A 20,557-nucleotide genomic window follows, 5' to 3' on the forward strand; every position below is an offset into this window, starting at 1 on the left:
CACAGCTTATGGACCTTATTGAGCAGTACGCGATGTTCGGGCGGCGCGGCGCCGCCTTCGTCCGCGCCCTCATTAAGGAAACTCGCAATGCGGCCGAGCTGGCCCGGTACATGGGCACCTCCCAATCGACCATTTCGATGATGCTGGCCATTGGCAAGAATCTCACACCAGAGGAATTGCTCGTGGCGGAGAAGCACGACTTTAGCGTCGAAAAGCTGAGGGAATTGGCAGGCGTGGGTAAGCGTCTGAAAAACCCGGAGGTAGACGTCGAGGCGGTGCGGCGGCAGCTGCTGGAAGAGTGCGCGGAGATGAGCGTGGATGAGATGCGTCGGCACGTGCGCGCCCTCATTAAGGAACTCAATGCTGGGCATGTGCCGGTGCGTGCGTGGTACCTGCGGTATTCGAAGACCGCCGATGCCGATGGCATGAAATACATGATTGCCAAAATGCCTGCTGCCACGCTCGATCGGCTCATTAACACATTGCAGCCGCAGGCGCTGGAGCTGATGCGGGTCAAGCATGCCAGTACCGTCGCCGAAGGCCTCATGAAGGCGGTGTTGGCGCGCTGTAACGCGATCGCGGCGCCGGGCACGCTCGAGCACATTTCGGAGACCGAAAATCCAGAGAATCCGCTCGACCTGCGGCACCGGCCATGTTTCTTAATACCGCTTGACGACGCCCACATGCTCGAAACCGGCAAGATTGCCAATAGCGACGGCGCCTTGCTCGACATTAAGGAAATCATTAACGATCGGCTCGCCGATTTCGGATTCGCCGTGACCTGCTTTAACGACGCTAATGGCATTCCGCGACCACAGCAAGTGTTTGATATACAGCGCTTTGCCGACGAGTCGCAACGCTTCTTGAGCATCATTAGCCATCTTGTCTGCCAGCACGCGGACTGCGAAATATCCGCGGTCCGGTGCGACACACATCATATCGTGGCCTTTTCGCGCGGTGGACCAACCAGCATTGAGAATTTGTGCCCGCTTTGCCGTCGTCACAATCTGGAAAACGACGATGACCCAGATCAGCGAAGACACGGGCACGTCTTTACTGATCCGAAAACCGGCATCGTCTGGTTCCGGGACATGTACGGCCAGCCGCGACGCAGCATCAACCGGATTCATGAATATACCGGGATGGCCGCCGCGGCCAGGATGCTTCGAGCTGCTACCAAATAGTCACGCGCTCGTGCGCAGGTATGTACATTGGCGAGTCCTCTGCGATCTCAAACGCGTCGTAGAATTCGGCAATGTTGCCTGCAATCACGTTGCAACGGAACTCTGGTGGCGAGTGCGGATCAATCGCTAATAATTGGGCAGCCATCTCTGGGCGTGCTTTGCCGCGCCAAATATGCGCCCACGACAAGAACAAGCGTTGCAGACCGTTGTATGTGTGCTGCGCTAATTCAGGATCCGCGTCCTCGGCCACAAACGGCAATATAGGGGAAGTTTCGAAATCCAGCCCTTGGTCGGCAAGGTACATGCGATAGGCAACCACGGCGATGCCTAATCCACCAAGGTCTCCGATGTTTTCCCCTAATGTGAACGCACCATTGACACCGCTGGTCTTAATCGCAGAATCCCTTAATACAGTAGGGACCAAGCCCTGGAACTGCTCAACCAGCTTCGCCGTCAGCTCCTTAAATGCCGCCCGATCTTCATCTGTCCACCAGGACTGCAAGTCGCCGTCACCGTCGTATTCCGAACCTTGATCGTCGAACCCGTGTCCAATTTCGTGCCCAATGACCGCTCCAATTGCGCCGAAATTCTCGGCCGCGTCGGCCTCCGGGTTGAAAAATGGCGCGCGCAGGATTGCCGCTGGGAAGGTGATGTCGTTGACCGTCGGATTGTAGAACGCATTTATGGTTTGCGGCGTCGTGAGCCATTCGGAGCGGTCGTTTGGCTTGCCAATTTTCCCTAATTCGTGGGCGTGGGCATATTCAGCACCTGCCCGCACATTGGCCACCAAATCCGCCCCATTAGGGGAAAATTCGAGGCTGCTGTAGTCGCGCCACGTGTCCGGATAGCCAATCTTGGCCTGGAATTTCTCCAGCTTCTCCAGCGCCTTCGCCCGCGTCGCGTCAGTCATCCAGGTCAGTGTCGAGATGCGCTCTCGATAAGCCTTAATGAGGTAGTCGACGAGCGTGAGCATTTCCTGCTTCGAGCTCGCAGGGAAGTGCTTTTCGACGAACAATTGCCCAATATCGTCGCCCACGAAGCTTTCCGCCAGCCCAAGGGCGCGCTTCCAACGGTCGCGTTGGACTTGCGTTCCCGAGAGAACCGTGCCGTAGAACGCGAAACTGGCGTTCGAGATGGCGTCGGTAAGCACGCTGGCACGGCCGCTCAGGATGTGCCAGGTGGCCCAGAGCTTCCAATCGTCAAGCCGCTCGTTCCTTAATAGGGAGTCGAGGTGCTCGAAGTAGCTCGGCATCATGACGATCGTGCGCTGGTCCGGCAGCCCCGTCGCGCGCAACATGGCCGCGAGTGACGCTGGCATTTCGTCGAACGTCATCGGGTTGAAGGTTTTGACGGCTTCGCGCGAACTGACGACGTCCCAATGGCCGGCGGCGATTTCGCTCTCGAGCTTGACGACGCGCTGGGCCGCCTCCTTCGCCGCATCCCCTAATAGGAAGGCGAGCATGGTGGCCACGTGATCCTCGTACAATTTGAGCACTTCGGCGTGGGCCTCTTCGCGGTAGTAGGCCTCATCAGGCAACCCCAGACCGCCCTGGTGGATGTAGGCGACGGAGACTTCTGAGCCGGAGTCTTTGGTCACCGCGGCGCCGAACGGCGCGCTGATGCCAGTGCGGTTCAATTTCCCTAATGAGAGGATGAACTCGTCGATGCTTGCCACCTCAAGCAGATCCAAATCTTCCTTAATAGGAGACAAGCCGGCGGCCTCGATGGCCTCGGTGTCCATAAAGGAACTGTAGAGCGCGCCAGCGAGCGAATCCGGCGAAGCTTGGACGATCTCGTGGACCTCCGCCTCTGATTGGTCGCGGAGCTGGTAGAAGATGCCGTCATTCGCGCGGTCCTCAGGGATGACGTGGTTATCAAGCCATGGACCATTCACGAATCGGAAAAGGTCAGTTAGTGTTATTCTCATAGTCTTATTCTACGTGAATTTCCTTAATAGGGGGTTGGTTTTGTATTTGCATCACCAATTATCGCGCCGCGACTGGCTCATCCTCACCACCGCATTTGCCATGTTGTGCCTGCTGCCGGTGGTCGCGTGGGCCGTGGTGCCGGACCGGCATGTGCGTTCCGAACTGTTCCTAGGCGATCCAGCGGCGCAGTGGGTGGTGGCCCCGCAGCACGCGGTCGAGTGCGAGGAAATGTTCGAGCTCACGGCGGCTGGCGCGTGGCGATGTCCTGGGGCGCAGGTGGTCACGCGCGTGGTCCCGGCTGGCCAGATACCTGAGCGCACGGTCCGCCGGGCGATGCGCGGCTATGCGCATGTATCTACCTCCGCCGAAGTGCTTCACGACGCCAACCTCTACCGAATCCATGCCCAAAATGTCGAATTACTTATGCTGTTTGGTTCGGAATCTCATGAAGGATTGGCCTTAATGGTGCAGGTTTCCGGCCCGGATGCCACGCGCTGGGCCGGCACCTTGGCCCAAGACTTACAGCGCGTAAAGGTATAAGCACCATGCGATATTTCCTAATATTTCTCGCGGTAATTTCCTTAATGGGGGCAGGGCTGATGGCGGCCGCGCAGCCCGCGGTCGGCGCCGTCGGCCTGATTGGCGCCGCGGCGTACGCCCTGATCTTGTTCGCCGTTTTGCGACGCAGCCCGCTGGTTCCGTCCCAGGCGGATTGGCGCTGGGTGGCGTCGTCGGTGCTGTGGGGTGGGCTGGTGTCCTTGGGACTGGTCAGCCTGGTGGGTGTGCCCCTATTAGGGCTTGCGGAGCGGTTGGGGGTGCCGTGGATGACCGCGTCGATAAGCGGCGCGTACCCGGAAGAGCTCATTAAGGCTTTGGGTGTGTTGGTGATTATGCTGGCGTTTCGGCTGGATCGTCCGTGGCATGGGCTGAGTACGGGCGTGCTGGTCGGTTTTGGTTTCGATGTGGCCGAGAATTACCTTTACGGTTTTGCCGGCGCCATGCTGCACCCGGATTCGGACGCGGCGGGCGCGGTGCAGACGTGGGTGCTGCGGTCGCTGCTGGGGCCTGGCCTGCATATTGCGCTGACGGCGCTGGCGGGTTTTGGCGTGGGGCTGTTTGTGACTCGGCGTTCCCGCAGCTTTACGACGCTCGCCAGCTGGCTGTTTCTCGCGTTCAGTTTGCATTTCCTGTGGAATCTGCAGTCGTTTGTGACCCTTGCGCTGGTGTCGCTGGTGCTGTACCCGCTGGTGATATGGCTGTGGGTCTCCCAAAGCCGGCTGGCGCGCGCGGATTGGGAGACCCCGATTCGAAGCCTTAGTGTTTTTCGGTCTCGATATTCTGATGCCCTGGATTCCACAGGCCCGAGCGTTGAATAACGGTTTCCTTAATGAGGGCCGGTTGCGGGGTCACGCCCGCTGAGTCTGGCCGCGGCTGGTACACCTCGAGGGCGCCCCAATCGCGGTTCCAGTCTTGGTCGGCGTAGGTCGGCAGCTCATAGGAGACCACCACTGCTTCGGCAGTACCAGTTGCGCCGCCGCCATAGTAGTCCTGGAAGGTTGCGCCAGAGACTTTGCCCTTGGCGTCGGCACTAATGCGGTATTGCGGGATTTCGGCTACACCGGCGTAGTGGTTAAATGGCCGCTGGCATGGGAATTGCAGTGGCACTGCCCAGTCGAGCAGGCCTGGGGTATCCGACCCAATAATTTCCTTAATGGGGGAAAGGTGTGGAACGCGCGGCGGCGTGAAGGCTAACCACTCCTGCTCATCAAAGGACGAGTCGACGGCGTGGAGCCGAATCAGGTTTGCCTCTGCTGGAAGGTCGGCAAGCGGGAGGCGCAGGTTGCGCCAGTTCGAGGTGATGCCGACGTCGTAAAGCATGGCTTCGCCAAGGCTGGTGATGGTGCCGGCGGAGTCTTGATGGGCGTATTCGACAATCAGGTCGCGGCCTTGCTGAATGATACCATCAGGGTCGCGGTGCTTGATCTTGCCGGCTGCCGAGACAACCAACAGCGGAGTATCGTCGCTGCGCGGTGGCAGCTGATACCAGGTGGTGGTCAGCTCGCCATAATACTGAGGCCCCTCGGTGAACGAGCCCACAACTGGCACGATCTGCGGGTCGAGGTTAAACGGCAGGCGGATGAAGGATCCGTTAATGCCGGCCGTCTCGCGGACACCGAGGGTGCGATTCATGTTCTCGGCGGCGGAGACCAAGAGGGGGTGTTGGTGGTGGCCGATGGGTTGGATGCGTTCAGAATCAAAGCCGGTTCCCCCATTAAGGGAATCGCCGAGGCTGCCCTTAATTGGCGTGAGGAAAGACTCGTTGGTGTTGGTTTCGGCAAGAATGAAATCGGCGAGTCCACAGCTGTTACCAGTAAGACTGCGCAGGTTGCCGAGGCCGACCGAATAGGCAGGGTATTGGGCAATGAATCCTTTGGCCATGGAAGCCATGCTGAAACTGACCGCGATGGCGCTAAACGCGGCGATTGGGGCGGCGAAGAAATGCGCGAAGCGGACAGAGTGAGTATGAGATTCGTTGGCGCGGAAATAGTAAATGGTGCCGGTGAGCAACACCATTAAGGAAATGCCGAGCATGACGGTGGAGGCTTCGATCTCATTGACCTGAATCGACTTATCCCACCATGGCACACCGTAGGAGGAGACGTACCAGAATCCGTTGGTGCCAGATAGACAGAAGGCGAAAATGAACAGGAGTCCACCAAGCACTAAGAGACGCGAGTGCTTGGATCGGCTGCCGAAATCGCTCAAGGCCACTGCGGCTAGGCCGGAAAGTGCGGCTGCGATGCCGGCCCATACGCCAAAGTGGTGCGTCCACTTGGTTGGGGTGAAGCTCATGAAGAACAAGGTGCCAATAAACGCCATGAGCAGGCGTGTCGCTGGGCCATGCAGAGAGCCTGGTACCTTGCCGTTGCGCAGCATCGAGGCAAATACGAGTCCGGCTGCAAGGAAGGTAAACAGCACAGCGAAGCGACGCGCAAAGGACCCGTCGACGGTTTGCTGGAACAGCGTTTCGAAGCGCACCCACTCTTGGAACCATTGCAACGATGGGCCTTTTTCGCTACGCACGTGAATGGACTCTAAAACAGTCATGAGGGTTTGGTCGCCAAAAACAACCACTAAAACAGTGGTCCCCACAGCCGCAAATGGTGCCAGCAGCACTACCCAATCCACCAGCGTCTGGGCCCGATTCGCCATGATCCGCAAGATCAGCGGAAGACTAATCAGCAGCACCGCCACCGCCATAAGGCCGGTTGGTCCGCAGGCGAGCACAAAGGCTGCCGTAATTGTGCCAAACGCGGCAGGAGCCAGGCGCTTGTGGGCAATGGCGCGTTCGCAAGCCGCCCAGGTCATTAAGGTTCCAAGGGCAATAATTGGCTCTGGTCGCAGGCCGTTGTTGTACGGCAGCCAGAATGCCAAAAACATTAAGGCGGTGGTCCACTGGGCGGCTTTGCGCGTGCCAATGGCATGCCCTAAGCGCGGCAGAATCTCTCGCGACAGCAGCAGCCAAATCGCAGCTGCGGCCAACAGCGATGGCAACCGCATCCAAACGGAAGAGGTAGAAATCTGCGCCATGTAGCCGAGGAAATCATAGTAAGGGGCACCAAATGGCGATTCAGGCACACCGAACCAGCGGTAATAATTGGCCATGTAGTCGGAGTGCATAGAGGCACGCGCCATGGTCAGAATAAAACCGTCGTCGGAGGTGTTGGCGCCAAAAATATACCAATAGCCCAGCACACTCGCGACCACCCCATCCAGCCAGCGCGGCCGGAAGGTTCCCTTGCTGAACAACGGATAGCGGCCCTTACCGTCGAGCGCATCGAGGCGCAGCAGCGCCCAGAACGACAGCAGCATTGCTACCAGACCGCCGATGATCGCGGCGTATTTCAGCATGCTTGGCGACGAGGTGTACCTGGAATTAATTGTGATATCGACATGCAAGCCGGCGTCGAGAAGCTTGGTTGCTTGCGGATCAAGTTCGGTATAGATACCCGCAACCTGTGGGCGCAAATCCTCATCTTCTTCGGAGGTTACCGAATATTTCCCTAATAGGACGGTGGTCGTGGTGGCGGTGGACTCGACGCGAAGCTGCGCGTCGGCAGGCAGTTGCGCGACACTGGCGGCGTCGAGCTGGAAAATGATTTCATCGCGGGCGAGCACGTCGAGGTTGCCCTCAGTAGAGCGCACGAATAAGCCCCGGGTAGTGGCTTGCGGCGATTCCGGTGGCAAGGTGCCAACCAGCAGATTTTCGCCAGGGCGCAGGTGTTCACGGGCTGCGATTGGCACCGTGATTTGGAGTGATTCTGGGGCGTAGGCAACCAGTGGTGCGGTCACCGACTGTAAGGATTGGCGTTGTGGCCAGCTAATTTCCGACTGCACTTGATTGACTGGCAGGAAAGGGGTGAGCACAAAGAGGAGAAAGCCCACGCTGCCGAAGATTGTTGCGAGACGACGCAGCCACGTTGGAGAAGTCTGAATCATGAACGAGTCACCACCACGAACGGTCCGATCTGATGAGCCTGCCACATGCTGCCTGGCCCGAGGAAAATATTGGGGTTGAAGCGAATGCCACGGAAACGCACATTCGGGTTATTAGGGTAAATATCTTCGGCGAGGTCATAATTCCAGCCGTCGACACTTTCACCGTTGGCGAAGCGTTGGATGGTGTCGGCCAAATCGGCTCGGAAAATAAACACATCAGGTGCTTTCCACGGGGCCCTATTAAGCTGAGTGACAAATGCCTTTGGAGTTTGAAGCGTGGTCCAACTGTGCTTGGCCCAATCTTCAATGGACGCATTCCGGCGATCGAATTCCCCTAATGGGTTTGCATAGTGACTCGTAAAGCCTTGGAAGCCACGGAACGGATGGAAGGACATGAAATTACGTTCGTCAGTCAAGATCACGATATCGCGCGGTGGCCGGCCGCCCAAGTCATCTTGGATGGTCTGTGAAATCTCTTGATAGTACTGGCTGGCATCAGCTGGATACCGATCGGCACGCTGCCCATACCCGTCGGTGTCAGAAAAGGCGTGGTGCAAGCCGCGAGCGTTATACTGCGGAATATTTTGTACGTAGGACAAACTGCCAATGGTCAGCAATGCCACCAGTACGGTATTGATCGTGTGAGAGGTTTTGGCGGAAAACTGCTCTGAAACCAGCTGATGAATGTTAAACAGACGCAAGTCGGCCAGCCCTAATACACCAGCGGTGGCTAATTGCAGGGTAATCACCGTATCCAGGCGGAATCCAAGGAGGGTGCGTCCGGTTAATGTCATGGCCATGGACAGGCCAGCCCAGGCATAAAACAGCATTAAGGAAATGCCCATCACGCGCACATCAGAATTACCTGCGCGCGCAAGCAAATAAATCACGCCGATGGTGCACAAAATGCCGACCACACTTGGGGCGAGCATTGGTAGCGGGAACTGAGAACCATCGATTGGCAAATAGTGGGTAGCGGTCGCCTCGTTTGTCGGCTTTCCACTTAAGATCTGCCATAGATATGGGTGCCACCACACTGCAGCAAAGGCGATCGAACCGATGCCGATGGTCATTAAGCGAAGCAGTGGCGCGATCGAGCGGAAAATGAAACCGGAAAAAATTGCCGCCACAATAATTGCGCTTAAGGCCACCACTGCGGTGTAGAGGGTATATGCCGAGGCAGAGTAGCCTAAGAATAAGGTGGAGCCGATAATCGCCAGTCGCCTACCGGTTAGGGCGCGGTTTAGCAGAACGGAAACTGCAGGTACTCCGAGTGCAACAATTGCCGCATACGGTTCCTCAGGATTCATCACCAGCGTAATTGCGGTTGTGACCAGCGCAATAGCTGTTGCGATTGGTAGGCTGCCGGTTAATCGCTGCCACACCGGCACCAGCACGCAGGCCGCAGCGGCAATTGACACCAGCGCCCATGGCTGGAACGCCTCCCAGCCAGGAATGCCTAAGAGATTGCCTAAGCGTCCACCAAACCAGAACCACAAGCTTGGATAGAACGATGGCAGATCAATATAGTTCATGTCCGATAAGTGCCAGTCATCGGTCAAGCGGGTTAAAAATTGCGTGCGGAAACCCTGATCCACATTCAAGCCGTCCAGATACAGACGCGTTGGCGCTAATGGGATCGCTAAGGTTGTCACCACCAACGCCGCAGGTGAAAGATAGGTTACGCCATAGCTCAGCGCCGTTCGCCACCGCGGGCGAGCTTGTCGACGCTTTTCATCGCGCACCCACATCAGCACCACACCAGCAACCATCAACAGCACAAGGAACGAAGTCAATGAGCTTAATGCCTGGGTTACCAATGAGGCTCCGAAGGCTGGCAAATTCGTGGTTTTGAGAATCTTCCAGCAGATTAAGGTTGCTAAGCCGCCGCCGATTGCGGCAAACAGGACGCCCAGAATCGTCTGCTTCCTATTAAGGAGATCAGGGGAGTAGGCCTCTTCCTTGCTGGTATCTAAGGTGTTGTCTGCTAAATGACGTGGTGGTTCCATTACAGTCATGGTTCTAAGTCTTCCACATAACTGAGAGAACATCGTGCCCTGACACTTGAAATGCAACAACCCCTACGGAAAATAACGTAGGGGTTGCATAGTATCTGCGGTCTTAGAATGGCAGCTTTCTAAAAATGGCCTGCGGAATGAACTTAAAGGCCAGTGACACATACTGGAACAGTGGGTGCACAAAGATGGCTTGCTTACGATCCAGCACAGCCTGCACCGTGGCAGTTGCAACATCTTCGCGGTTGACGGTCAATGGTGCTTCACCAGCATCAGCCGACATCTTGGTGCGGACCTGGCCTGGGCGGACGACGAGCACGTGCACGCCAAATTCACGCAGCGCTTCGCCAAGGTTGATATAGAAACCATCCATACCAGCTTTTGCTGCACCATACACGAAATTGGAGCGACGAACGCGCTGACCAGCAACTGAGCTTAATGCCACAATGCTGCCGTGGCCTTGTTGCTTGAACTTGCGTCCGAGGAGCACGCCGACGGAAACCGGTGCAGTGAAATTGGTGTGTGCTGAAGCTACAGCCAAGGATTGATCCTGCCACAGGGCTTCTTGATCACCCAAGGTGCCAAAGGCCACGATGGCAACGTCAATATCGCCATTTGCGAAGGCCAAGTCGATGGCATCCTGATGGCTATCAAAGTTGGTGGCATCAAAGTCAATCACATCAACATCGGTTGCACCAGCGGTTTTGCAAGCCGAAACGGCGTCGTCAAGCCTTGGTGAATCTGGGCGAGCAGCTAAAATGACGCGCGCCGGGCCTTTGGCAAGAAATTCGGTGACGATTGCTAGGCCGATCTCGGAGGTACCGCCGAGGAGGAGAATATTTTGGGCTTGGCCCACAGCGTTGAGCATAGGTACATGCCTTTCTTATAAGTTAGTTGAGCTCGAGACGACGGGACATATCGGAAGCGAAGACGCCGGTTGGGTCGATGTCGCGGCGGGTCTTGAGCCAGCCTTCCATGCCTGGGTACATCGCGTGGAAATTCTCCGCAGAGGTACGCGATTCCTTGGCCAGGTAGAGGCGACCGCCGAATTCCATGACGCGACGATCGAGATCGTCCAAGAAAGCGCCCAAACCTTTCTTAATAGGGAAGTCGACGCACACGTTCCAACCAGGCATTGGATAGGAAAGCGGCGCGCGGTTGCCCTTGCCGAACAGTTTAAACACGTTCAGCGCCGAGTAGTGGCCGGAACGCTGAATATCGCGAATGATCTGCTTGAATGGTTCCACTGCATCCATTGGCACCACGAACTGGTACTGCAGGAAGCCGCGGGAGCCGTAGCCGCGGTTCCACTCGCCAATCAGATCGAGTGGCTGGTAGAACTGGGTGAGGTTTTGCACCTGGTTGCGGTACGTGCCGGACTTGAGCCACCAGAGTTCGCCAATGGCCATCATGGAGAACTTGTTCATGGTGAAGGATGGGAAAATATCTGGAACTGTCACCAATTGTGGTGCGTTGAACTTCAATGGGTCCTTCGCAAGCTTTGGATTCAGTTCTTCGAGCTGCGCCAAGGTAGCCAAGGAACCGCGAGAAACAGCCGAACGACCCAGCTTTGGTTCTGGCGAAATAGCGTCGAACCAGGCTGAGGAATAGGTGTAATTGTGCTCGGAACCATCCGAGTGGAACTCCACGGTTTCGTCGAGATTGGCGGTGAGGTCACCATCAGCGATGAAGTACGCGGTTTCGGTCTTGGTCATCTTGATCTGGGCGCGCATGATAATGCCGGTGAGGCCCATGCCGCCGACAGTAGCCCAGAACAATTCACCTGATGGGTCGTCAGCAGAACCTTCTGGCTCCAAGTGCAGGATTCGACCATCGGCCACCAGCAGTTCCATCGAGGTGACGTGATCACCGAAAGAACCAGCGGAGTGGTGGTTCTTGCCGTGGATATCTGGGCCAATTGCGCCACCAATGGTGACCTGGCGAGTACCAGGCAGAACTGGCACCCACAGACCATATGGCAATGCGGCCTTCATGAGCTGGTCGAGGGTGACACCACCGTCGACGTCCACAATGGCGGTTTCAGGATCAATCGAGTGAATCTTGTTCAGTGGCTGCATATCAATGACCAAGCCACCAGCGTTTTGGGTTGGGTCACCGTACGAACGGCCCATACCGCGGGCGATAACGCCGCGCTTGAGATGATCTGGCTTGTCAGCATTATCTTCAGCCACAAGCTTGACTGCACGCACAATTTCCTCAGGGTCAGCAGTGCTCAAAACCTGAGCAGTGGTAGGAGCCGTGCGGCCCCAACCCGTAAGGGTGCGTGCGGAAGTGATGAGCGAAATCTGGTTGTTCATATTTGGGTCGTGCCCACTTTCCGTAGTTTTTGAGCTTCTTCGCTTCTCCAGAGTACTCACGTTGGCAGCAAAGGTGTGAGACCGACGATTGTGAAATTGGTCAGCTCGATATGTTTGACACCCAAACTATAGGTCGAAGATTTCACGGATCTCGGCCGGTAATTCCTCCTGCGAGGTAATCGTTGGGCCGGTGTAGGAATTCAAGATTTCGTATACGCGGATGCGGGAGGCGGAGTCGAGCATTGGCATCTCCTCCGCTATTAAGGAAGTCATAAAATTACTCATTGGCAAATTGGTATGTTCAGCAGCCATGCGCGGAGCCGGAGCAGATTTTTTCCGAAAGAAATTCAACATAGTTTCATCGTAGATGCTTCCGACCAAGTTTTTGGCAGTTGCGCGCACTTTCGGAGCGTCGAAAAGAAAATCTTGCTTACTATTTCGCCAGGTCAACCCTGGTTTCTTGGCGGTTATGCGGATGGTGCGCCGTCTTGTATATCAATTTGTTATTACTGTGGAAGCTATGACCTCTCCAGCACGTTCCGACACAGTGACATCGCTGTCGGCGGTTCGCGCTGCCAAATTACGCACCGTCACCGATGAGCAAACGCTGATCCTCAACGCCACAGTCCAGCGCGGTGACCAGCCAATTCTGCGCCACATCGGCATTAATTCCGCAATGACCGTCACCGGCTTTATGCAAGTGCTGGACACGGTATTTCAATTCCCGGCCGATACCCCACGGCACTGCCATGCAGCGCTTGTCGACGTTGACTGCTCCCGCCCGGTGTCGGACTACTTACAACAATCCGGCGACCAGCTGACATATATGTGGGGCCTGTGGAGCATAGCGTTGGAAGTGGTTGATACCATCACCCGCGATCGCGGCACTCCGGATGCGCTCTGCATTGGCGCGGTGGGCAGTTTCACTGGGGAAGATTGCGATGTCACCGCCATTAATTTTGCGCTGACCGGAACAGAAAGAATCGATGCGATCTTAGCCCTGGCCAATGTGGAAGTCGCTGAGGTGATTCGCCGCTCGGAAATTTTCGACTTTGTGGCGCTGCTGCAGGCTATCGATTTTTCCCGCGAACCCGCCCTGGATAGTGAAATTATTCATATTTGTGCAACATTGCCGGTCGAAACAGCCCCTCACCAGCGCGAAGCCTTTTGGAGCTGCGTATTAGCCTTAAGCTGTATGAGTGATGCAACGCTGACTGATCACGTTTGCGAAGCCTTAATACATGCCCTCGGCTGGCCAGACACCACCACCGCTGCCGATGTGCGTGAGCAATGTGCCGCGTCCTTGCAGATCTTGGCAACAATTGCAGATGAAACCACCAGCGTTGTTGACCGTATTGATATTTATCGTGAACTGTTGCGTCGATAAGCGCTAAGCTAGTCGGTTATGACGAATTTGCGTACCCAACTGACCCGTTTTATTGCCGTGGGCATCGTGGCGGCCATCGTGGATTTAGGCTCAACGCTGCTGTTCGACTACGGCCTCGGCGTTGATCGCACGCTGGCCAAAGTATTCGGGTGGGTCCTTGGTACCATCACCGCCTACGTGCTGAACTCGAAGTGGACGTTCAACTCCAAGGTGTCGGCACGATCCTCGCTGGCAGTCGCCGTTTTATACGTATCGACGCTGGCCGTTCAGACCTACCTCTATCGAGTGCTAGAAGCCCCGCTGAGCAGCATCTTTAATGAGTTCATGACCGATCTGGGCGCGTTTGTCATCGCCCAAGGCGTGGCCACTGTGACCAATTTCATTATGCAGCGTGCCTTTATCTTTAAGGACGATAAAAGCGCTCCTGCCGACCCAAGCGATGCAGCTTAAACCACTGCACAAACCCCGCGAGATCCCTGCGCTGTATTAAGAAAAACCAGGCGAAACGGGCGTATTCCTGCGGCAATAGGCGGCGCATTCCTGGCTGATTCATGAGATAACCGCGGTTGCGGTAGGTGAAGTACCGCTTCCCCTCATTATCTGGATACTGGGTGTGCATCCGGCCGCCCAGAATCGGCTTGAACTCATCCGCGCCGTCTGGATGCAAATAGGCGGTGGTCAAGCAGGTGCCAAAGCGCAGGCCGGAACGCACTAACCTGCGGTGATACTCCACCTCGTCGCCGCGAATGAACAGGCGCAAATCGGGTACGCCAATGACCTCCATTGCCTTCGCACCTATTAAGGCGCCGTTGAATAATGAGGCGATGCCTTCCAAGAGATCATCATCGGGGTGAGCCGGATCCATTAATTCATTGCGGAACCTGCGCCATTGCACCCCGCGTCGCAAAGGAAAGGCCAGGCGCTGCGGATCGGCGGCATTGCATACCACTGGGGAAACCTGATCGAGCTGGTGGCGCACGGCACAGTCCTGCAAGGTGGCAAGCACCTGAGAATCCTCTGGACGACCATCGTCATCGGCGCACCAAATCGCGTCCGCGCCCAAGGCCAAAGCCGTGAGAAAACCATAGGCGAAACCACCAGCACCGCCCAGATTCGTGTGCGACGGCAAATACACCCCGCGCGTACCAGCGACCTCGTCCAACAACTCGCGCACCGCCGGATCATTGCCATTATCCACCACAATGATCCACTGCACCGGGCTGGTTTGCGACGCAACCACCTCCAAGGAATGGCGAAGCAAATCAACCCGCTGGTGGGTGACAATAACAGCTGCAACAGCATCGGTGAGCGAAAGAGTCATGAATCCTATCTTTGCACATTCTCGGCTAGGACGCAGGCGTGGTGAGGCTCTAAAATGAGACCCATCCCCTATTAAGGAAATTGCCCAATGAAAATTATTGTAAAAGCGTGCATTATCAGTTGGGTCCTGGTTGCCATCGGCATGTGGATCCGCTACCAATTCATCCCCGCGACCGGCCCACAAGGACTTGGCACCGCTGCCTCTATCGTGTTCTTTGGCACCCTCGGCATGCTGCTGATCGCAGTGGTCTTTACCGTTACGTTGGTCATGGCCGCGTGGCAACGTTATTGGCATCCGGAAGAATTTCAAGAGCATTAAGGGTTTGTCATGACAACAAAACGCCTCACCGCAGCGCTGATGAGCCTCGTGCTGCTCACCAGCGCCCACCTGACCCCAGCACACGCCATGATCGGCGGCGTTCCAGTGGCCGACGACGACGAATACGCTCATAAGGTCGTGCAAGTTGGCGCCTGCACCGGCACAGTCATCGCCGAACACTGGATCATTTCCGCACGACACTGCCTCGCCAAAGCCGGCAGCACTGCCTACCGCGGGCTCAACCGGCCCTTCCTGAAAGACCCAAACGCCAAAATCTATCCGATTGATCGAAGGGAAGATGCGCCGGTGGGGGATGTGATGCTGGTTCACACACCAACTCCTATTAAGGAAATTAGTCCTGCCCGCACCGGTGCCTACACAACGACGTTTGGTGATCGCGGCGAAATCTTCGGCTGGGGCGGCGGAACTGGCAGGCGCTTGGTGAAAACTGAAGCGGCGGCTGTGAAACAAAGATTCCACTCTGCTCAAGAGGTAGAGCACAACCTCGTTGGTACGTATATTGAGGCACAATACGTCCAGTCCGGCAACGATTTGGTCTACCCGCAGCATGGCGACTCCGGTGGCCCGCTGTTTATCAACGGCACGTTGGTCGGAGTGTTGTCCTATACCGTTGGCCTTGGACGACCAACGGCGCATTTCGCTGCTTTGGATGAGGTGCAAGATTGGATCCACAACACTATTAAGGAACCTGCCCCAAGCTTGACGACGCCGCCACCTACTTCTTCTTCACCGACATCGTCTCTGAGTTCTGTGCCTTCATCGCAGGAGCCTGTGCCGACGACCAGTTCGCAGGAGCCAGCACCGAAGCCTACTACGCAGAAACCAACGCCAACGCCTAGTTCACAGGAATCAGCACCGAAGACGAGTTCACAGCAGCCAACGCCAAGTTCGTCGCAGCAAGGTTCTGTGCCGCAGCGCCAGGCGTCGTCAAGCAAGTGGCAGGTGAGTGCGATTCTTGCGGCTGTGTTGGGGATTGTGATTGCCTTGATTTCCCTAATAAGGTAGGGTCGTTCACCGATTTCAGGGCTACTGCGCGAAACAATTTCGCAAGTTCAGTTGCGGGCAGATTGCAAAAGCGTTTTGATGTTCGTATGGATTTTCTGCAACAGCTTTCGCGCATCACGCGGCAAGGTGCGGCGATCTTGCAAGAGGTGAAGGCCTCGGGAATGACCAAGCAAGAGCTCGCCGTGTTCCTTGATTGCTCGTATGCGCATGCGTCGATGCTGTTGGCTGTGAGCGAGGCTTTGACTGCTGCGGATCTGGCTGTGGCGGGGAAGCTGGGGTACAGTCTGGATCGGCTGCGCGAGCTGTCGGGATTGGCGAAGCGGTTGAAGAATCCTGAGGTGGACGTCGTGAAGCTGCGGCACACCCTTATTCAGGAATGCGCGGACTTGAACCATCATGACCTGCGCATGCATATTCGGCGGGTGATTGCTGAGCTGAACGAGGGGTATGTGCCGACGCGGGCGTGGTACGTGCGGTATTCGGGGGCGGAAGATCCGGATGGCATGAAATATATGATCGCAAAGATGCCAGCGCCGGTGATACAACGCATCCAGGCCCTGCTCACCCCGCGCGCACGCCACCTCGCCGCCATGGGCACAGCTGTCAGCGAAGCCGAAGGTCACGCCATGGCGCTTGCCGCCGCGGTGCTCGACCAGCCGCTTCACGACGCCGCCGCGCACCCCATGGACCTGCGGCACCGCCCGTGCTTCCTCATCCCGGTCAACGACGCCCACCTGCTCGAAACTGGCGAGATCGTCAACAGCGACGGCTCTATTATGGACCTGCGGGAGATTGTGGATCATGAAGTCGCCAAGATGGGGTTCGCGGTGGTGTGCGGGCGCGATAGTGAAGGGACACCACGCCCTATTAAGGCATTCGAAATCCAGAGGCTTGCCGACGCAGAACAGCGCTTCCTCTCGATTATTAGCTACCTCGTGTGCCAGCGCGCATCTTGCGACGTGCCGGCCGTGCGCTGCGAAATACACCACATACAGGCGTTCTCAAAAGGCGGCAAAACCGTATTAGGGAATCTTTGTCCGCTCTGTCGAAGACATAATCGAGAAAATGACGACGATCCGGCGAAACCACGCCATGGTCGCATTATTAAGGATCCGAAGACCAAAATGATTTGGTATCAGGACAACCTTGGACAGCGGCAGAAAAATCTGCACAGAGCGCAGGAATTCAACGGCATGAGCGTTGCTGCGCGCATGCTGAATTGACGGCTGATTAGGGAAAGGCGGGAGCCGAGTTTCTTGAGGGAGCTCGGCTAGTCGTCTTGCGTATTAGGGAAATCGGTCTGTTTGGATTCCAGATCCCTTAATACACGGCGCACGTGGTCGCCAGCGCCCTTGCCTTCATAGGCCTCCACAACATCCGGAATCGCACCAGCTTGCCGAATCTGCCCATGATCGACCCACAACGCTGTATTGCACAGCTGGGCAAGAAAATCATTGGAGTGCGAGGCGAACACCAAGATGCCTGATCGTTGAACGAGCTCTTGGAGGCGGGTGCGAGCCTTGGCCATAAAGGCGGCGTCGACGGCGCCGATGCCTTCGTCGAGAAGCAAAATTTCGGGCTCTATTGAGGTGACCACGCCGAGGGCGAGGCGAATGCGCATGCCGGTGGAGTAGGTGCGGAGGGGCATTGCGAGGTAGTCGCCAAGCTCGGAGAATTCGGCGATTTCGTCCATTTTTTGCTTCATTTGTTTGCGTGTTTGGCCCAGAAATAGCCCGCGAATGACGATGTTTTCGAAGCCCGAAATTTCTGGATCCATGCCGACGCCGAGGTCGAACACTGGCGCAACTCGGCCGCGGATATGGGCTGAGCCGCGAGTTGGTTCGTAAATACCCGACAAAAGCCTTAATAGGGTGGATTTGCCGGCGCCATTATGGCCCACCAGCCCCACTCGGTCGCCCTCGCGCAGGTGCAAGTTGATGTCCTTGAGCGCTTCGACGACGACAGTGTTGTCCTTATTACGGCCGATTGCACCGCCAGCAGCACCCAGGAATGCTTTTTTCATTGAGCGTGATTTCGCGTCGAAAATTGGAAAATCTACGCATGCATCGTAGGTATCAATTGAGACCATGAAATTTCCTTAATATAGGGGGCTGACAGTTAAACCCAATAGCTCACACGGAACCGCCACTGCCGCATCGCTAATAGCGCGAGTGTGAGCCCGCCAAAGGTGCACGCGAGCACCACCCACCAGTGATAGGCCGGCAGGTCGGCGCCGATCAGTGGTGCACGCACGACTTCCATGTAATGGTACAGCGGGTTCAGTTGCGCGAGTTTCGCCCGCTCGGAGATAGCACCGCCTTGGTCTTTGAGCGTTTGCGTCATCCAGACGATCGGGGTGACGTAGAACAGCAACTGCACGCCCGCTTCTAATAGGGGAGCGACGTCGCGATAACGCGTTGCGACGATACCAAAAAACATCGCGACCCAAACTCCATTCGCAATCAACAACAGCATTGCCGGAATCGCTAATAGGAGATCCCAGCCAAGTGGCCGCGGGAAGATGAGCATGAGCAGCACCCAGATCACCAGATTGTGTGCCAAAAACAGGGTTTGTTTCCAGACGAGGCGATAGACGTGGACACTTAGGGCCGAAGGAAGTTGCTTAATAAGGCCTTCGTTGTCGATGAAGATTTCTGCGCCTTCCTTAATACAGCCAGAAATGAAGGTCCACATAATCAACCCAACCGTGACGTGCGGCAAGAATTCGCTCACTGGGATTTTGAACAGCAGCGAGTAGAGCATGCCGAGGGCCAGCGCCATGACACCGGTGGCGATTGTGATCCACAATGGCCCTAATACGGAGCGTCGATAGCGCTGCTTAATGTCCTGCCAGCCGAGTTGCAGCCACAGTTCGTGCTGCTGGAACCCGCGCGCTAAGTCGCGCCACGCGGCTCGGAAGGTTTTCGACTGTGATGGTTCACGGTCTTGTGTCCCCGAGGCGGTGATGCGCGCGATTTGGGCGTCGAGTTCGGCGTTGGCGTGATTGTTCATCGGTTTTTCCTGCACGAATGTATAGCCTAGCGGGGTTAATGTAAAAATTGCATCTGACAGGCATACTATGATCAAGAGATGTTGGCGTAATGCGATTATTAAGGGAGTTGTGGTGACTTTCGATAGTGCCCGAGTGCGAGGCTTATACACCTCATTAGGCGACGGCTGGACGTATATGTGTGACCACGAATTTCCGCAGATCCCGGAGACGGTGGCGTCGGCGGTGGCGCGCAGCTTCCGACACGGTCATCAAATGGACGTTCGCGAATACGGTTCGGGCACCCATGCAAAAAATATTTCCTTAATAGGGGCGCAAGCCAATGGCGCCGCCGCCCGCCGCGCCCTCGCCGACCTCACCGACACCACTCCTGATGCCATCCTCCTCGGCCCAAGCCTTGAGGTCCTCTACGATCGCCTGACCTCTGCGCTGCGCCCGTTGTTCCGCCGCGGCGGCGAGGTGATTGCGTGTCGCACCGATGATCAGCAGTTGGGTATTGGGGAAATGGTGTTTGCCGAGTCGGATTTGGGTACCGGCGAGGTGCCAGCGTGGCAGTATCAGGACTTGGTGTCTGGAAACACCCGCTTGGTGAGCGTGTCTACGGCGCATCGGTTCGTTGGCACGCTTCACCCTATTAAGGAAATTGGGGAGATCGTCGCAAAGCAGTCGCGCGCTTGGATGCTTGTCGACGCCACCCCGACCGTCGGTTTCGCGAGCGTGACGCACGAAGACCTGGATGCCGACATCGTTGCCATTGATGGTTTGGCGCTGGGAGTGCCGGGAATTGCGGCGCTGTCGTTGCGTGATCGCAGTATGTTTATGCGTCTGGAGCAGGAGGCGTTCGCGCCGCAGGACTATGCGCCTAGTTTGGCAGCGGGTTTGGGTGCGGCGGTTGATCATTTGGCGGATCTGTTGGAGCAGTCCCGTGGGTCGCGGCGGCGTCGATTGCCGGCGAGCGTGGCGGCAGCGGGCGATTATGTGCGCCACTTGAGCGACTATTTGGTCGAGTCTTTAGACAATATGCCTGGTGTGCACGTGTTTGGCGTCTCTGGCGAAATGGCGCGAGGAGCCGCAACGCCGCGTGCGCCGCGCGTGAGTTTCTGCCTGCCCGGCGTCCAAAGTTCCTTAATAGGGCGGCGGCTGCACGACAACCGCCTCCTATGCTCCCTTACCCCCACCGACGCCTTGCTCGAAGCGATGGGCCAGGACCCGGCTGATCCGGTCATCACGGTTTCATTAGGGGTGTACAACACAAGCAGCGACATTGACCAGTTGCTACGCGTGGTCGCGTCCTTTGGCTAATGCTTGACGACGCTTCGTCGCACCCCACCAGGAAACACAAAATGTCGCGTTAAGCTGTCTGGTTAGGTGAAATTGGGTGGGACTTGCTAAAGTTTTGTAACAGCATCTTGGAGATGTGGCAGAGCGGCCGAATGCACTGGTCTTGAAAACCAGCGTTGGGAAACCAACCGGGGGTTCAAATCCCTCCATCTCCGCCATTTAGGAACCCAGTTACCTCAGGTAGCTGGGTTTTTTACTGCCTGCACAGG

Annotated in this window: 18 protein-coding genes and 1 tRNA gene; 10 read left to right on the forward strand and 9 right to left on the reverse strand. The window is 56.6% G+C overall.

Annotated features, from left to right (window positions below):
• Nucleotides 1-8: 8 nt before the first annotated feature.
• Nucleotides 9-1,184, forward strand: a complete 1,176-nt coding sequence (locus NXS99_RS04075) for an HNH endonuclease (RefSeq protein WP_259287387.1) — start codon at nt 9-11, stop codon at nt 1,182-1,184.
• Here the strand turns inward: NXS99_RS04075 and NXS99_RS04080 are convergent.
• The gene (locus NXS99_RS04080) at nt 1,174-3,111 is read right to left on the reverse strand and encodes a M13 family metallopeptidase (RefSeq protein WP_259287388.1); all 1,938 of its coding nucleotides are present in this window, start codon (nt 3,109-3,111) and stop codon (nt 1,174-1,176) included. The two genes, NXS99_RS04075 and NXS99_RS04080, sit on opposite strands and share 11 nt — an antisense overlap.
• Before the next feature lie 136 nt (nt 3,112-3,247).
• Here NXS99_RS04080 and NXS99_RS04085 point away from each other — a divergent pair, with 136 nt between their 5' ends.
• Together NXS99_RS04085 and NXS99_RS04090 are read left to right on the forward strand one after the other, a co-directional pair.
• On the forward strand, nt 3,248-3,652 hold the full coding sequence (locus NXS99_RS04085; protein ID WP_259287389.1) for a hypothetical protein: 405 nt from the start codon (nt 3,248-3,250) through the stop codon (nt 3,650-3,652).
• Nucleotides 3,653-3,657: 5 nt separating this feature from the next.
• Entirely contained in the window at nt 3,658-4,488 is an 831-nt protein-coding gene (locus NXS99_RS04090; protein ID WP_259287390.1) for a PrsW family intramembrane metalloprotease, read from the forward strand.
• Here the strand turns inward: NXS99_RS04090 and NXS99_RS04095 are convergent.
• From NXS99_RS04095 to NXS99_RS04115, 5 genes are all read right to left on the reverse strand, one after another.
• Nucleotides 4,427-7,612 (reverse strand): arabinosyltransferase domain-containing protein, encoded by a 3,186-nt coding sequence (locus NXS99_RS04095; protein ID WP_259287391.1) that lies wholly within the window; start codon nt 7,610-7,612, stop codon nt 4,427-4,429. The two genes, NXS99_RS04090 and NXS99_RS04095, sit on opposite strands and share 62 nt — an antisense overlap.
• Nucleotides 7,609-9,630 carry a galactan 5-O-arabinofuranosyltransferase gene (locus NXS99_RS04100; protein ID WP_259287392.1) on the reverse strand — a complete coding sequence of 674 codons (2,022 nt, stop codon included), beginning with the start codon at nt 9,628-9,630 and terminating at the stop codon, nt 7,609-7,611. The genes NXS99_RS04095 and NXS99_RS04100 overlap by 4 nt, the downstream gene beginning before the upstream one ends.
• A gap of 103 nt (nt 9,631-9,733) precedes the next feature.
• The gene (locus NXS99_RS04105) at nt 9,734-10,495 is read right to left on the reverse strand and encodes a decaprenylphospho-beta-D-erythro-pentofuranosid-2-ulose 2-reductase (RefSeq protein ID WP_259287393.1); all 762 of its coding nucleotides are present in this window, start codon (nt 10,493-10,495) and stop codon (nt 9,734-9,736) included.
• Nucleotides 10,496-10,517: 22 nt separating this feature from the next.
• Complete coding sequence (locus NXS99_RS04110) at nt 10,518-11,945, reverse strand: FAD-binding oxidoreductase (RefSeq protein WP_259287394.1); 1,428 nt, start codon at nt 11,943-11,945, stop codon at nt 10,518-10,520.
• 126 nt (nt 11,946-12,071) lie between these two features.
• On the reverse strand, nt 12,072-12,299 hold the full coding sequence (locus NXS99_RS04115; RefSeq protein ID WP_259287395.1) for a hypothetical protein: 228 nt from the start codon (nt 12,297-12,299) through the stop codon (nt 12,072-12,074).
• Nucleotides 12,300-12,465: 166 nt separating this feature from the next.
• Here NXS99_RS04115 and NXS99_RS04120 point away from each other — a divergent pair, with 166 nt between their 5' ends.
• Complete coding sequence (locus tag NXS99_RS04120; RefSeq protein ID WP_259287396.1) at nt 12,466-13,332, forward strand: hypothetical protein; 867 nt, start codon at nt 12,466-12,468, stop codon at nt 13,330-13,332.
• Nucleotides 13,333-13,350: 18 nt separating this feature from the next.
• A complete protein-coding gene (locus tag NXS99_RS04125; protein ID WP_259287397.1) occupies nt 13,351-13,782 on the forward strand; it encodes a GtrA family protein in 432 nt (143 codons plus the stop codon).
• On the opposite strand, the gene NXS99_RS04130 is transcribed toward NXS99_RS04125, so the two are convergent.
• The gene (locus NXS99_RS04130; protein WP_259287398.1) at nt 13,736-14,653 is read right to left on the reverse strand and encodes a glycosyltransferase; all 918 of its coding nucleotides are present in this window, start codon (nt 14,651-14,653) and stop codon (nt 13,736-13,738) included. The two genes, NXS99_RS04125 and NXS99_RS04130, sit on opposite strands and share 47 nt — an antisense overlap.
• Nucleotides 14,654-14,740: 87 nt before the next feature.
• Between NXS99_RS04130 and NXS99_RS04135 the strand changes: the two genes are divergently transcribed.
• The 3 genes from NXS99_RS04135 (at nt 14,741) to NXS99_RS04145 (ending at nt 17,220) form a co-directional block, all read left to right on the forward strand.
• Nucleotides 14,741-14,971: a hypothetical protein gene (locus NXS99_RS04135; RefSeq protein ID WP_259287399.1), complete on the forward strand. Its 231-nt coding sequence runs from the start codon at nt 14,741-14,743 to the stop codon at nt 14,969-14,971.
• Between the two features lie 9 nt (nt 14,972-14,980).
• Complete coding sequence (locus NXS99_RS04140) at nt 14,981-15,997, forward strand: S1 family peptidase (RefSeq protein WP_259287400.1); 1,017 nt, start codon at nt 14,981-14,983, stop codon at nt 15,995-15,997.
• 86 nt (nt 15,998-16,083) lie between these two features.
• On the forward strand, nt 16,084-17,220 hold the full coding sequence (locus NXS99_RS04145) for an HNH endonuclease (RefSeq protein WP_259287401.1): 1,137 nt from the start codon (nt 16,084-16,086) through the stop codon (nt 17,218-17,220).
• A 47-nt stretch (nt 17,221-17,267) separates the two neighbouring features.
• Here the strand turns inward: NXS99_RS04145 and NXS99_RS04150 are convergent, their stop codons facing one another.
• A complete protein-coding gene (locus tag NXS99_RS04150; RefSeq protein WP_259287402.1) occupies nt 17,268-18,086 on the reverse strand; it encodes an ABC transporter ATP-binding protein in 819 nt (272 codons plus the stop codon).
• A gap of 29 nt (nt 18,087-18,115) precedes the next feature.
• On the reverse strand, nt 18,116-19,009 hold the full coding sequence (locus NXS99_RS04155; protein ID WP_259287483.1) for an ABC transporter permease: 894 nt from the start codon (nt 19,007-19,009) through the stop codon (nt 18,116-18,118).
• Between the two features lie 67 nt (nt 19,010-19,076).
• Here NXS99_RS04155 and NXS99_RS04160 point away from each other — a divergent pair, with 67 nt between their 5' ends.
• Together NXS99_RS04160 and NXS99_RS04165 are read left to right on the forward strand one after the other, a co-directional pair.
• Nucleotides 19,077-20,309, forward strand: a complete 1,233-nt coding sequence (locus NXS99_RS04160) for an aminotransferase class V-fold PLP-dependent enzyme (protein WP_259287403.1) — start codon at nt 19,077-19,079, stop codon at nt 20,307-20,309.
• Between the two features lie 109 nt (nt 20,310-20,418).
• Nucleotides 20,419-20,506: transfer RNA gene (locus NXS99_RS04165), tRNA-Ser, on the forward strand.
• Nucleotides 20,507-20,557: the final 51 nt, after the last annotated feature.

Origin of the sequence: Corynebacterium sp. HS2168-gen11 (genome assembly GCF_024834075.1) — a bacterium.
GTDB lineage: Bacteria > Actinomycetota > Actinomycetes > Mycobacteriales > Mycobacteriaceae > Corynebacterium.

Excerpts from the sequence above, each read along its gene's own strand:
- NXS99_RS04155 (WP_259287483.1), bottom strand. The coding sequence starts at position 19,009 with ATGAACAATCACGCCAACGCCGAACTCGACGCCCAAATCGCGCGCATC.
- NXS99_RS04120 (WP_259287396.1), top strand. The coding sequence starts at position 12,466 with ATGACCTCTCCAGCACGTTCCGACACAGTGACATCGCTGTCGGCGGTT.
- NXS99_RS04075 (WP_259287387.1), top strand. The coding sequence starts at position 9 with ATGGACCTTATTGAGCAGTACGCGATGTTCGGGCGGCGCGGCGCCGCC.
- NXS99_RS04115 (WP_259287395.1), bottom strand. The coding sequence starts at position 12,299 with ATGTTGAATTTCTTTCGGAAAAAATCTGCTCCGGCTCCGCGCATGGCT.
- NXS99_RS04145 (WP_259287401.1), top strand. The coding sequence starts at position 16,084 with ATGGATTTTCTGCAACAGCTTTCGCGCATCACGCGGCAAGGTGCGGCG.
- NXS99_RS04160 (WP_259287403.1), top strand. The coding sequence starts at position 19,077 with ATGATCAAGAGATGTTGGCGTAATGCGATTATTAAGGGAGTTGTGGTG.
- NXS99_RS04080 (WP_259287388.1), bottom strand. The coding sequence starts at position 3,111 with ATGAGAATAACACTAACTGACCTTTTCCGATTCGTGAATGGTCCATGG.
- NXS99_RS04090 (WP_259287390.1), top strand. The coding sequence starts at position 3,658 with ATGCGATATTTCCTAATATTTCTCGCGGTAATTTCCTTAATGGGGGCA.
- NXS99_RS04100 (WP_259287392.1), bottom strand. The coding sequence starts at position 9,630 with ATGACTGTAATGGAACCACCACGTCATTTAGCAGACAACACCTTAGAT.
- NXS99_RS04105 (WP_259287393.1), bottom strand. The coding sequence starts at position 10,495 with ATGCTCAACGCTGTGGGCCAAGCCCAAAATATTCTCCTCCTCGGCGGT.
- NXS99_RS04125 (WP_259287397.1), top strand. The coding sequence starts at position 13,351 with ATGACGAATTTGCGTACCCAACTGACCCGTTTTATTGCCGTGGGCATC.
- NXS99_RS04095 (WP_259287391.1), bottom strand. The coding sequence starts at position 7,612 with ATGATTCAGACTTCTCCAACGTGGCTGCGTCGTCTCGCAACAATCTTC.
- NXS99_RS04135 (WP_259287399.1), top strand. The coding sequence starts at position 14,741 with ATGAAAATTATTGTAAAAGCGTGCATTATCAGTTGGGTCCTGGTTGCC.
- NXS99_RS04150 (WP_259287402.1), bottom strand. The coding sequence starts at position 18,086 with ATGGTCTCAATTGATACCTACGATGCATGCGTAGATTTTCCAATTTTC.
- NXS99_RS04130 (WP_259287398.1), bottom strand. The coding sequence starts at position 14,653 with ATGACTCTTTCGCTCACCGATGCTGTTGCAGCTGTTATTGTCACCCAC.
- NXS99_RS04140 (WP_259287400.1), top strand. The coding sequence starts at position 14,981 with ATGACAACAAAACGCCTCACCGCAGCGCTGATGAGCCTCGTGCTGCTC.
- NXS99_RS04110 (WP_259287394.1), bottom strand. The coding sequence starts at position 11,945 with ATGAACAACCAGATTTCGCTCATCACTTCCGCACGCACCCTTACGGGT.